Source organism: Moorena sp. SIO1F2, assembly GCF_010672755.1.
In the GTDB taxonomy this organism is placed as follows: domain Bacteria; phylum Cyanobacteriota; class Cyanobacteriia; order Cyanobacteriales; family Coleofasciculaceae; genus Moorena.
In genome coordinates this window covers 1-11,944 of record NZ_JAAHFV010000197.1, presented here as the reverse complement: position 1 = coordinate 11,944, position 11,944 = coordinate 1, and the positions used below count along the sequence as shown (strand labels likewise).

Annotated in this window: 10 protein-coding genes and 1 tRNA gene; 3 read left to right on the top strand and 8 right to left on the bottom strand. The window is 43.3% G+C overall.

Annotation, left to right across the window (positions count from 1 at the left end; all coding sequences use genetic code 11):
- Positions 1-215 precede the first annotated feature (215 nt).
- The gene (locus F6J94_RS21120; protein WP_293043903.1) at positions 216-1,181 is read right to left on the bottom strand and encodes a DMT family transporter; all 966 of its coding nucleotides are present in this window, start codon (positions 1,179-1,181) and stop codon (positions 216-218) included.
- 801 nt (positions 1,182-1,982) lie between these two features.
- Between F6J94_RS21120 and F6J94_RS21115 the strand changes: the two genes are divergently transcribed.
- Positions 1,983-4,586 (top strand): MBL fold metallo-hydrolase, encoded by a 2,604-nt coding sequence (locus tag F6J94_RS21115; protein WP_293043901.1) that lies wholly within the window; start codon positions 1,983-1,985, stop codon positions 4,584-4,586.
- A gap of 76 nt (positions 4,587-4,662) precedes the next feature.
- Here the strand turns inward: F6J94_RS21115 and F6J94_RS21110 are convergent.
- Both F6J94_RS21110 and F6J94_RS21105 read right to left on the bottom strand, forming a co-directional pair.
- Positions 4,663-4,733, bottom strand: a tRNA-Cys gene (locus F6J94_RS21110).
- A gap of 161 nt (positions 4,734-4,894) precedes the next feature.
- Complete coding sequence (locus F6J94_RS21105) at positions 4,895-5,722, bottom strand: pentapeptide repeat-containing protein (RefSeq protein ID WP_293043899.1); 828 nt, start codon at positions 5,720-5,722, stop codon at positions 4,895-4,897.
- 273 nt (positions 5,723-5,995) lie between these two features.
- Between F6J94_RS21105 and F6J94_RS21100 the strand changes: the two genes are divergently transcribed.
- Both F6J94_RS21100 and pabB read left to right on the top strand, forming a co-directional pair.
- The gene (locus tag F6J94_RS21100; protein ID WP_293043897.1) at positions 5,996-7,609 is read left to right on the top strand and encodes a dynamin family protein; all 1,614 of its coding nucleotides are present in this window, start codon (positions 5,996-5,998) and stop codon (positions 7,607-7,609) included.
- A 21-nt stretch (positions 7,610-7,630) separates the two neighbouring features.
- Positions 7,631-9,103, top strand: a complete 1,473-nt coding sequence (pabB, locus tag F6J94_RS21095) for an aminodeoxychorismate synthase component I (RefSeq protein ID WP_293043895.1) — start codon at positions 7,631-7,633, stop codon at positions 9,101-9,103.
- A gap of 96 nt (positions 9,104-9,199) precedes the next feature.
- On the opposite strand, the gene F6J94_RS21090 is transcribed toward pabB, so the two are convergent.
- The 5 genes from F6J94_RS21090 to F6J94_RS21070 all read right to left on the bottom strand — a co-directional run bounded on the left by F6J94_RS21090 (position 9,200) and on the right by F6J94_RS21070 (position 11,758).
- Positions 9,200-9,526 carry a DUF3082 domain-containing protein gene (locus F6J94_RS21090; RefSeq protein ID WP_293020670.1) on the bottom strand — a complete coding sequence of 109 codons (327 nt, stop codon included), beginning with the start codon at positions 9,524-9,526 and terminating at the stop codon, positions 9,200-9,202.
- A gap of 201 nt (positions 9,527-9,727) precedes the next feature.
- Positions 9,728-10,288, bottom strand: coding sequence for a guanylate kinase (gmk, locus tag F6J94_RS21085; RefSeq protein WP_293020672.1), 561 nt, complete (start codon positions 10,286-10,288; stop codon positions 9,728-9,730).
- A gap of 24 nt (positions 10,289-10,312) precedes the next feature.
- Positions 10,313-10,579 (bottom strand): extracellular matrix/biofilm regulator RemA, encoded by a 267-nt coding sequence (remA, locus tag F6J94_RS21080; protein WP_008191366.1) that lies wholly within the window; start codon positions 10,577-10,579, stop codon positions 10,313-10,315.
- 202 nt (positions 10,580-10,781) lie between these two features.
- On the bottom strand, positions 10,782-11,597 hold the full coding sequence (locus F6J94_RS21075) for an RDD family protein (protein WP_075896013.1): 816 nt from the start codon (positions 11,595-11,597) through the stop codon (positions 10,782-10,784).
- Positions 11,585-11,758 carry a hypothetical protein gene (locus F6J94_RS21070; RefSeq protein WP_293043893.1) on the bottom strand — a complete coding sequence of 58 codons (174 nt, stop codon included), beginning with the start codon at positions 11,756-11,758 and terminating at the stop codon, positions 11,585-11,587. The genes F6J94_RS21075 and F6J94_RS21070 overlap by 13 nt, the downstream gene beginning before the upstream one ends.
- Between the last annotated feature and the right edge of the window lie 186 nt (positions 11,759-11,944).

The following is an 11,944-nucleotide window of genomic DNA, read 5'->3' as shown; positions in this document are numbered from 1 at the left end:
CCTATCTATGTGATTCTTAATGACCAGGCCGCTTTGCAGGGTGCTGCTTGGTATGCTCATAGAAGTCTATCTTCAACATAACTAATCTTTATTTATTAGTATGTAAGTATGTTATAGCAGTTCTCACTGGATTGAGAACTGCTATACCAATTACCAATTACCGACTAACCCAATTACCGACTAAATAGTTGTAGCATCCATAACGGAAAATGGTCTTAGGTGTTTTGTTCCTTAATACTTGGCTTATCAGCACCTTTGCCAGTTTTTGATAGATAAATCCCCTCCATAATCACAGCAAAACCTAGTAAGTTAAGAATACTTAAGCTTTCTGAAAATAGAATCCAGGCCAGAATAGCAGCAACTACTGGATCGAGAAGCAGGACTAAGGAAACAAAGCCTGAAGAAAAGTGCTTAAGGCTGTATACTACTAAACCATGTCCCACAGCTTCGCAGACAAGAGCTAGGGAAATCACTGCTAACCATCCTGACCAAGATATCGGAAAAATTTGATCGCTGAATATCAGAACCACTGGGATCATAAACAGTGTTCCCAAAGCACAGCGCCAAATCAGTATTCCTTCTACAGAAAACTTGGTTCGCAGTTGTTCTAATAGTAAAAAGTTTACTGCATAAAATACAGAAGATGCTAAGGCTGCAGTATCACCGATAAAATTATTGGACGATTTTAGAAAATCCTCTATTTGTAGAGTAGTTGCCCCTAACAAGGCAAGTGCCAGACCAATGAGGAATCTACGGTCAAAACGCTGCTTAAATAATAACCATCCTCCTAGAGTAGCGAAAAATGGTGTTAAAGCTCCTAGTACATTGCCATTAGCAACGCTAGTCTTAGTTAAGGACCAAGTCCATAGAAATCGACCACCCAGATGAGATATCGCTACGCCTACCAAAAGTAGGATATCGACAATTTGATAACCTGACTGTGGTTCAGAGTTCTGGTTCGATGTTTGAGTGCGTACTTGGTTTATTCCATTCCACAAACCAAAGACTATAGTAGCTATCCAAAGACGATTGAATACTGTGGCATTAGCACTTATTTCTTGAAGAGAAAACCTGATTAATATGGCTGTTATAGATAAAGCAAGTAAGGCAATTACCAATAATATTATTGGGAGTAATTCTGATGTTTGCTCTCTATTGTCTTCTGTTACTATCGCTTTCATGGTTTGGTGTTCGCTCCTGACTCAAAATACCGTAATTTTTCAGTATTTAGCTATCCTATGACAGCTAATATAAGGCAATCATTGGGTTGATCAACCTAGGATAGTATAGACGACGTGATCTATAACGTCTATACAGTTTTTTTATCGTGGTTGATTCTGATGTTACTTGGGTCTTTTTGGTCTGTTATCTTACACTCATCATGAATAGCTGATTAGCTGATAGCTTAGTCTAGTTTAGCTAAGCTATAACCTACTATTCTGCTCCAAATAAATAATAGTCTAATCATAAAGTATCCTGCTCACCAAATCAAATGGAATCAGTATCAAATTTTTATATCACGTCTGGAGGATTAGTGATGATTAACAATATCGTAATTTTTATTATGGACAATTAAACGGATTTGATCTAATATCCTGTCCGATAGTATTGGCAATGTATCCCAGGGTTTGGCTTACTATTATTGCGATATTGCGTTCGCGAAGCGTCGGGCTTTGCCCGAATCGCATTCTTATTGCTTTCCCGTAGCGCCTCCTAAGGAACATCCCTTAGGGGGGACCAGGCGAGCATCCCATTTCGCCTACTACTTGGCATACTACATTAATACAACAGAAGGAAACACCAGCCTTTTAGCCTAATCACTGAGTGCGATATTTGCTAAAATATACAGGATATGGTATAAATTTGGATTATCAGTAACTACGCACGTAATTTGGGCTCATTTCCCATTTCCTTGTCTACCATTAAAGTGGCAACTGATCCAAAAAATACCCGAATAGTCCACTGCTAATGCCACTACAGCGATGACCAATACCATCCAATGCACCTTAACTGGAAACATCGAGTCAGTAGCTCAGGTAAACTATCTCCTCAGTCAGGATGGCCTTCGATTCAAAATCAAAACCTTGCCCACTGATGATATTCCTACTGGAATCCATTCCTGGCAAGTCGCCCCCAATACTAGCTCAGATGGTGTAATAGGCTCTCTCTACCTAGAAGCCATGACTGAGACAGTCCAGGAAGAGCAATGGTTAATCGCTGGCAGAGTAGTGCAGTTAGGAAAACGAGGACAGTTTGTACAACTAAAAGTTTCCAGACCAGGACAGAAAACCCTGAAGATCAGTGTCTTGGGCTCTAGCAAGCACATGAAAATTGGGGAACTGTGGGAAGTAGTTGCTAAGCGCCAACGGGATACCCTGATTTTACATCGAGCTTTACCCCAAGGAGAGCACAATTCCAATAGCCGTCCAGCTTCGAAGAAAAACCGTAGCCACAAACCGGTCGAGTCTAGGAAGTATAAACATGAGTCAACATTTCAACAAACCCAAACAACCTTGTTACAGCAGGCTCTGACCAGGCTATCAGATGACCTAAATCCCTCCAAATCTACACTAGCTGCTCCCCCGACGGAAACCATTGATAGAGTCTTAGCCACGTTGAAACAGAAAACCGGTGTCAACGATTGGCAATTAGACTTGCCTAAACAGCGAGGTCGAACAAGATGGGAATGGGAAGCGTTCTCCCCTTCAACCCAGCAACAAGCACGAGTGAGTTTGAAGGGAAACTATATCCACGTATATTATTACCAGTTTCCGGATATCCCATCTGCAAGTGTTGATTCTCAATCCTATGATCGTTTAATTGTTACTCCTTTAGGAGCAGCTAGAAGCATTGGTGCCAGTTGTTTCCAAATTATGATTGGTCCGTATGAACTAGTTTTAGACTGTGGCACTCGACCCAAAGGCTACGACCCTTTGCCCGCCTTGGACTATCTGGATAATCCTAACCTGCTCCTGATATCCCATAGCCATCAAGACCACCTTGGTGCTGTCCCCGTCTTTCACAGCCGCTACCCTGGTGCGCGGATGATTTCCACTCATGGCACCAGGGAAATTGCCCATGTCATGCTCAGGGATGGACTGAAGATACAGCAACTGAATGAAGACTCTCCAGAGTTATTTGATGAGGCCGATTTAGAACAAACCTTGTTTCAATTGGAAACTCAACCAGTAGGCAAAGACTTTGAGGCATTACCGGGACTAATGGTAAGGTTCATCAATGCCGGGCATATCTTGGGTGCGGCTTGTATCTATCTGCGCTATAAGGATATGTCTTTACTCTACACCGGAGACTTCCACACTACCAATAGTCGCACCACTAACGGCTTGAATTTAGCTGAGCTTCCTGAAGCGGATATTTTAATTACTGAGTCTACCTATGGTTCCTCTGTCCACCCCGCTAGAAGAAATCAAGAAACTGCATTGATGGAATCCATTGCTGAAGTAGTGCAAGCTGGGGGCAATGTTTTAATTCCCTCTTTTGCTTTGGGTAGAGCTCAGGAAATCCTGTTAGCGATCCGCACCTCCAAGCTATTTAATAAATTAACAGTTCCCATCTTTGTGGATGGATTGGTCAGAGCAGTCACAGAGGTATTCCGAGAAAACCTGGACTTATTGCCTATTCCAGTTCAAAACTTAGTCAAGATTAATGGCCAGGAACCATTCTTTGATAAAACCAGTACACCCCCGATTATTTCTATCGAACACTTTCGGGAACGTCCGATTGCGATCGCAAAACCCAGTGTAATTGTGGCCAGTTCAGGTATGCTCACCGGAGGACCTTCAGTCTATTATGCCTCAGTACTGCTAGAGCGAGAGAATGCTGCCATCTTTATTTCTGGCTACACTGATGAGGAATCCCCTGGCCGACTCCTGCAAAGTATCAAAACTGGGGACACTATTGAACTAGATGGGAAACCAATTACCGTCAAAGCTCAAATCCAACGGTTTAACCTCTCTGCCCATACCGATAAAGTAGGACTCGGACAAGTAATCAACAAGGTAAAGCCCAAGCACCTAGTCTTAATTCACGGAGAATTAGAAGCCTTACACCAAGTAGCCCGGTCTGGAGACAATCAGTCCTTGTTCTATATCCATATTCCTGCTGTGGGGGATAAAATTGAATTAGGAGTAGCACCGGAACAGCTTTCCCGACAGCAGCTTGCTAAAATTCAGCAACCCCAAGAGTTTGACGTGATGGTGGAGACCTTTGGTACCGATGCTTGGTTGCGAGTTCCCGAAGAGGTGGTGGAAAAAGACCCTCGATGGCAGACCTTGAGTATCAGCGGCATTATCAAAGCGCGATGGGATGGTGTGAATCTCAAGCTTGCTCCCATGCAACCGGAAATGATACTTCAGGAAGAAGAAATTGAAGCAGGGCTTAAGAGTGGAAAGGATTGCTGTGCCGTGTGTCAGTTTTTCAGTGGTAGATTTTGTGAATCTCCTGATAGTCCTTTGTTTGAGCGGAGAGTTGATCCCTTGGCAATCTGTGATCAATTTCAATCTAAAGTCCAGGATATGTCAACTCTTGACACTGACCTTCTGTTGGCAGAGGAAGTTGATTACTAGCAAGAGCGTTCCCCTGCAGCCGGACTTTAAGATCTTCGCGATCTTCGGGATTTTCCCGGTCTTACCCATTTCAACAAGGCGGCACCCAGATTCGAACTGGGGATAAAGGCTTTGCAGGCCCCTGCCTTACCACTTGGCTATGCCGCCACGCCACTAGTTTCTTATTATATCATACTATATCACTTTTCAATTTCTTTGAATATCTCAGCAATTGCCCATATTCAAAATCTTACCGCGTCCAGTGCATCCCCTTTAGCCGGTGCTTCCATGGTGAAGGAAGACGCAAAGAACGCTAATAAGTAGTTTTTTTACTGGTTTATTGTACCGTTGGGCATAGTTGCCTGATTGAGATTAGTGTTATCGAAATTAGCACCATTAATGACAGACCCTTCTAAGTCTGCCTTGGCCAGATCGGTACCATTGAGATTGGCACCAGTCAAGTTAGATCCTGTTAAATCTGTATTACTTAAATTGGCACCAGTCAGGTTAGCACCGCTTAAATCCGCATTGGCTAAATCTGCTCCAGCCAAATCGGCACCGGTGAGATTGGCATTGCTGAAGTTAGCCTGACTTAAATCAGCACGGCTGAAATTAGCACCAGTCAGGTTAGCATTAGTGAAATCTACTCCTGACAAGTCCACATTCGTACAATCTGCCCCACTGAGGTTAGCACCCCTGAGGTCTTTCTCGATCAGGGGTGTACACTTGTTAATATGTCCTGACCCTAGATTATCCTCAAACGCTGTGGATTGGTCTTCAGGTACACTTACCTCTGTTGGCCCTGCTTCTGGGAGTGGTATAGATTCCAATAGCTCCGCTTCTGCGACTGGTCTAGGTTCTACAAAATTAGCTAACCATCCTATACCCGCAAGAGCGAGTAAGACTGTACCCATACCAATCAACATCAGACCAGATATATTACTATGATGTTTAGGGAGTAGGGATTGAGAATGCGTTCGCTTTTTAATCTCAGCAAGGGCTTTTTCCATAAATTCTGGGGGAATTTGTGGCTCTTTACCTGCTTCAATCAACTCCTTGACAGAATAGCTTTGGTTGTGCTGAGCATAGAGTTGAGCCGCTAGGGCGAATACTTGGTGGGCTTGGTCTTCAGGGATACGGTCTTTTGGGAGTTTCATAGTTATTTGGAGCGTTGGGAAGCCAGTCAGAGCGGAGATAGTATAAGTGCCAGGCTGTCAAGCCTGTCAATTTCTAATCTAGCAAGCCAGACTTTTAAGTGTTAATGGTTGGTTAATCGAGCTTGCTTACCTCTCGGCTAAACTGATCCCGAAAGTGAGGGTGATCTATCCCGCCAGTCAAGAAACTTACCTTAAAGTAACGCTGGGCCTATGGTTAATTAGCGTATGCTTTGGATTTATGCTTCTTTATCTTGCGAATACTTGGTAATATAATTGGATCTGTTCGCTCATTTCGCTCATAGTAACGTGGTCACCCTTCCTGTTCAACAAGAGCATCTGTTTAACCGCAGCCTCAACACCATCAAAGGTGTAAAACTACTGTTTGTCGAAGCAGAGCTGCTTTTCGATGTCTCTTGCCCTGATCTTGATGCCCTCAAGCAGCAACTGGAAAATCCCTTCTCGATCTTTGTCTGTGGAGAATTTAATGCCGGAAAATCCAGTGTCCTGAATCGCTTGAGTAATGACGAGCTAGCTGCTGTGGGCATACTTCCGACCACAAACTCGATTCAACCCTATTACCCAGATGGGTTTGATGGCATTGTCTTTATTGATAGCCCAGGCACAAACTCGATCATTGAACGTCACCAAGCACTGACAGAGGATTATCTACAGCATGCTGATATCATCCTGTTTGTCACTTCAGTGGAACGACCACTGACTAAATCAGAGCTAGACTTTCTCTCCTTAGTCAGTAAGATCTGGGTACGTAAAGTAATCGTTATTATTAATAAAGTGGATCTGATCACCCCACAAGAGAGTGAACAGATTATCTCACACGTTAAAGATGGACTTAGTGATGTCTTTACAGAAGTACCACCATTATTTACAGTATCAACACGCACTGGTAAAGACATCGACAGCCTACGAGATTTCTTACTAGAGTTTCTGGTAGAAGCTGAAAAAATACGGCTAAAACTTCAAGGTCCTCAGAACTCTCTGTTAGTTTACCTAGAGCAGTTAGAGAAAAAGAACTATCAGGCACGGGAGAAAGTTATTGCCGAAAAAACCATATTTGACCGATCCCTATTGCGAATCAATGAGCGCATTGAGCAATATGACCTGATTTTTGGTGTTTTTAGAGAAAAAATTCGTGACCTGTTTACCAATCTAATTCAACAATTACATAAGCTAATCCAGGATAATTTCGCCTTCATTAGCCTATTAAAAAAGCGTATTATTAGGGAAGACGATCTCCTGGAAGAAAAAGTAGCTAGGGCGATCAAGGAGGTAAAACTTGAGCAACAGATGGAGGATATTGTTAAGGAAGCAGCATCAACCCTTGTGAAATATCGAGAACAAATTATTCGCGAAGCTAGGGAAGATTTACAAGTAGCAGCAACCCTCTCAGAAGACTCATTTCAGGTTCCCGAACTTAATAGTGGTAAAATTGATACCACTGCTATCTCTGACAATCTTAAGGTAGCTTCAGAAAAGGGACTCAACAACTTTTTGACCTTGGGAACAGCTGCCGCAGCAACAGGAATTGGGGGACATGTAGTAGCCACCGCTGCACTATTTGATCTGTCAGCTTTTGTACTAGCTCTGATGTTGACCATGTTTAGCTTCAATGCAGTTCCTAAACAGCGTGATAAGGCAACCCAACAGCTTGATGAAACCTTGCGTGAGTTGCAGAATAACTATACCGATAAGCTAAAACAAGGTTTGCAGCAAGAATTGGTAAACAGCCTCAAGCAGTTCACTGATTCTCTGAAGCCGAGACTGGGGGAAATTGAGCATAAACTCGCTGCCAGTCAATCCTTGGAGGATAATTTACAAAGTCTCCGGCAGGAGATTAACGATATTCTAAAGGAGGTAGAGCAGCTATAGCTGTCACGGCTGTTTCATCGAATGATTTTTAATATTCATAGTCGCAAGCTCACGGTATACCCTGATTCGGAACGAGTGTTTGTTCATCTATTTGGTTCACAACCAACAGCATTCTGGCTAGACAGCTCTCGCATAGAACCTGGTCTATCTCGTTTTTCTTTTATGGGAGATGGTACAGGACCAAACAGCCTGCTAGTGCAATACTCGATTACTGACCAAAAACTTACCATTAACTGCTCGGGCAAAACAACACATCGTCAAGAAAGTATCTTCTCCTATCTACACAGAGAACTTGAGCGCCGATACAACTGTTTAGAAGGACTTCCCTTTGACTTTAATTGTGGTTTTGTTGGCTACTTTGGTTACGAACTAAAAGCCGAATGTGGAGGAAAGCTCGTCCATCAATCGCCATTTCCAGATGCGATGTTTCTCTTAGCAGACCGAATTATTGCTTTTGACCATCAAGAGCAAGTAACCTATCTGTTGTGTCTGACTAAAAAAGGAGAAAAGACCCACGCAAATGCCTGGTTTGAAGGTATCGAAAAACAGCTTTGTACTCTACCTCCTCTGCCTCCCATTGAGTTAGACTATACTCATCGAAAAGTTAGCTTTCGATTGAGTCGTTCCTACCAGAGATATCTGGAGGATATTCAAGAAAGTCTGGATCAGATTAAAGCTGGAGAAAGCTACGAAATTTGCTTGACTAACAAAATTTATGCCAATATCGAACTTGAACCCTTGGCATTTTATCGAAGGTTGCGCCAACTCAATCCTGCACCCTACTCTGCCTTCCTAAGATTTGGCGAGCTAGCTGTGGCTTGTTCATCCCCAGAACGATTCCTGAAAATTGACTCCTCAGGTTGGGTGGAATCTAAACCCATCAAAGGAACTGCCGCACGAGGCCAAACAGAAGAAGAAGATCAACTGCTGTGCGAGGGGTTACGCACTCAGGAAAAAAACCGTTGTGAAAACATAATGATTGTAGACTTACTTAGGAATGATTTGGGCAGGGTTTGCGAAATTGGCAGTGTCCATGTCCCTAAGTTAATGGATGTGGAAACCTATGCCACAGTTCATCAACTGGTGAGTACAATTCGGGGTCGTTTGCGTCCAGATGTAAGGGTGGGAGACTGTATCCGTGCCACATTTCCTGGAGGCTCCATGACTGGTGCTCCTAAGATCTCAACCATGGAGATTATTGATCGATTGGAACTTCAGGCCAGGGGAATCTATTCCGGAGCGATCGGGTTTCTTGCACTCAACGGTGCTGCAGACCTTAACATTGTGATCCGAACTGCTGAGATTACTCCCAATCAGGTATCGATTGGTATTGGTGGTGCTCTGATTGCCTTATCGAATCCCCAGCTGGAATTTGAAGAAACCCTACTCAAGGCTGAAGCCCTAGTACGTGCGATTGTCTACACGGTTTGTGGAGAGTTTTCCCCAGAGTTGTTTGATATTGATGGTTTACAAACCGAGATGGTGAATTGTTAATATAGTAGTTCTCAATGGGTGAAGTACCTCGTCCAGGGTTTTAGGGAGTAGGCAGTAGGGAGTCGGGGTAAGAAAATTAAATGTACCTCTCGAGCATCACTTGGGCGGTAGAGTACCGAACTTCGTTCGGTAGAGTTGTTGAATTGCCAAGGCTACCAAACCAAGGGTAGTAATACCAAAGATAAACGTGGCTAGGGTACTGACTCCCACTACCAGCGTCCGAACTGCGATCGCAATTTTGAGTGCTGTCTGAGAGTTAGACGTGAGGGGTTTATTAGCAAAGGTTGTAGCAATCGAGGCAGTTAGAAAATAAATAGCGCTTGTCAATCCTCCAGAAATCAATGCTCCGGTAAGGCAGCGCCAGGGCGAAGGTAGCGCTTGAGTACTCTTAGGGGTTTCCGTGTCTTGGTTAGATGTTGTCATTAGTCAAAGCGTGATTAGTCTTAAGCAGGGTTTAAACTATTACCCAGTAGCTTGTTATCTCTACTACGTGTTATGTCTACTAGTTGAACTTTCCGGAGGCTGACCCACAGGGGATTATAACCTGACACATCTCAACCAGTTATCGATACCAGGATCAATAACGAAGCTACCAGATATAATATTACCTTTGTGTTTAATGACTTAGTTTGGCGATGGAAAAATAACTGCTTCCAAGCTTTGTAGAGCTTCTTTGAAGTCTTTATTAACAATAGTCACATCAAATTCATCAGCAGCTTCAATTTCGGCTTTGGCAATAGAAAGGCGTTGGGCGATTACTTCTTCACTATCCTTACCCCTCAAGCGAATCCGCTGCTCTAATTCATCTAGACTGGGGGGTAGTACAAAGATACGCAGGGCAGAGGGAAAGGTTTTGTTGATTTTCCTTGCCCCAACCAATTCTATTTCTAAAATAACAGACCTACCCTTCTCAAGAAGCTGCTTGACTGGCAAACTAGGTGTACCGTAGTAATTACCAGCGTACTCAGCCCACTCTAAAAGCTCATCCCCTATGATCATTTCTTCAAACTGGTCACGAGTGACAAAGTAATAGTGTTTCCCATGCACCTCCCCAGGACGTGGTTGCCTGGTGGTTGCTGACACCGAAAGATCAAGTTCCGGGTGTCGCTTCAGGAGCTGGCGCAGCAAGGTTCCTTTACCAACACCAGAAGGACCAGTCAATACAATGAGTCTTCCTGCTTCCATGTTGAGTCTAGTTAAGTTTCAAGCTTAATGGTTACCATTGTGACTATCTTTATTGATTACGAAGCGATGGGCAACAGTTTCTGGCTGAATTGCCGAGAGGATGACATGGCTGGAATCGGTCACAATTACCGCTCTGGTGCGACGCCCGTAGGTTGCATCAATGAGATATCCACGCTCTTTTGCCTCAGTAATGATCCGCTTGATAGGAGCAGACTCTGGAGAAACAATTGCTACAACTCGGTTTGCTGAAACAATGTTACCAAAACCAATATTAATCAGCTGAATGTCCATGAGCAACTAACGGCAAAAGCCGGATGAGAAGCTAGTATAAGTATTCAAGTACAATAGTAGCGACATTAATTTAGCCTTACAAGCCTAAAATCTGGTAAAAAACCGGATTTTAGGGAGTCATCCGTCTTAACTGTTGAGTCCATAGGGTATTTTGTTGCCGGATAAGCAACCCATAGCTCAAGCTAGCGCAAGGGTACGTGGGTCAGTAATCCTGGGATGATAACTGCTGATAGGCAAGGTACACAGCCTCCAGAAACAAGTTAGCCGTGACACCTGAGGGTACCTTTTCCAAGGCAATCATGTCTTTAACCTGATCAGCCAGTTGTCCGCTTAACTTAGCTTTTGCCTGAAATGTCATTGCCTCGCGCCGCTGCAAATACTCTCGAATCATAGCAAAGTCTTCTGGCTGCAAGGGGGACAAATCTGCCTCGGTTTGGAGCTGATTGGCTAAGGCTTGAGCCTGATCGGAGATCTTGAAGCTAGCAGAAGCAATAGGCTGCTCTTCTTGGACTACCAGGGTTCCTGCTAACCAATCTCCCAACCGTTTCTCTCGCTTGCTAAAGATAATTAAAAATACTCCCAGGAACCATAAATCATCAACAGGTCTGAGCAAAGCACGTAGGGTAGCTTGCTGTAGTCTCACTGGTCTAGCATCATCACGAATAACACGAATTTTGCCATAGCGCTTACCTGGTGTTTGTCCCTGCCATAGGGTTTCAAACAAAACAAAATAACCGATGTAAATTGAAAAGGTAATAAATAGATAAATGGCTACTAGCCAAAGCCTTAACTCATTAATACCAAAAAAATAGTCTAATAGGTCCAGCAGTTGGGAAGATAAAAAGCCCCAAGCAATTAAAAATACTACTAAAATTAATCCTAAGACAATATAATCAATTAACAAGGCATAAGCTCGACTGCCAATCCCTGCTAACGTTAATTCTAATTCAACACTTTCTGGGGTTTGTATAGTGACTCGATTAAAAAAATTAGTCGGTGTTGATTTTAGCTTCCCCATAGCTGCAAATCTATGCCTTCTTTACGACTACATAGATCGTAGTATATCACTGATTTAATGGCTTGCCAGAAGGGAACTAACAACGCACCACTAGCAAAGCTCAACCCAAAAACTAGCACTAAATACAGCCAGGCAAAAATTGCTGATTCTTGAGGAAACAAAAGAGATAAAATAGTTTGTATGCTGAATGTAGCTATCTGTACAGCAATCGAAATAGGTAGTGATATTAAAAAGCCAACAACTACTATCCCTTGAATACGTAATATAAATCCCTGAGTTAATTTCCAGCTGCGACCAATTGCTGCCCTGGCACCGATAGAATTTTCTTCTATAGCAAGCGGTATTTA

What these genes read in the sequence shown, in the direction of transcription:
- F6J94_RS21105 (WP_293043899.1), bottom strand. Translation starts at nt 5,722, where the DNA reads ATGAAACTCCCAAAAGACCGTATCCCTGAAGACCAAGCCCACCAAGTA.
- F6J94_RS21075 (WP_075896013.1), bottom strand. Translation starts at nt 11,597, where the DNA reads ATGGGGAAGCTAAAATCAACACCGACTAATTTTTTTAATCGAGTCACT.
- F6J94_RS21120 (WP_293043903.1), bottom strand. Translation starts at nt 1,181, where the DNA reads ATGAAAGCGATAGTAACAGAAGACAATAGAGAGCAAACATCAGAATTA.
- F6J94_RS21090 (WP_293020670.1), bottom strand. Translation starts at nt 9,526, where the DNA reads ATGACAACATCTAACCAAGACACGGAAACCCCTAAGAGTACTCAAGCG.
- remA (WP_008191366.1), bottom strand. Translation starts at nt 10,579, where the DNA reads ATGGACATTCAGCTGATTAATATTGGTTTTGGTAACATTGTTTCAGCA.
- F6J94_RS21115 (WP_293043901.1), top strand. Translation starts at nt 1,983, where the DNA reads ATGACCAATACCATCCAATGCACCTTAACTGGAAACATCGAGTCAGTA.
- pabB (WP_293043895.1), top strand. Translation starts at nt 7,631, where the DNA reads ATGATTTTTAATATTCATAGTCGCAAGCTCACGGTATACCCTGATTCG.
- gmk (WP_293020672.1), bottom strand. Translation starts at nt 10,288, where the DNA reads ATGGAAGCAGGAAGACTCATTGTATTGACTGGTCCTTCTGGTGTTGGT.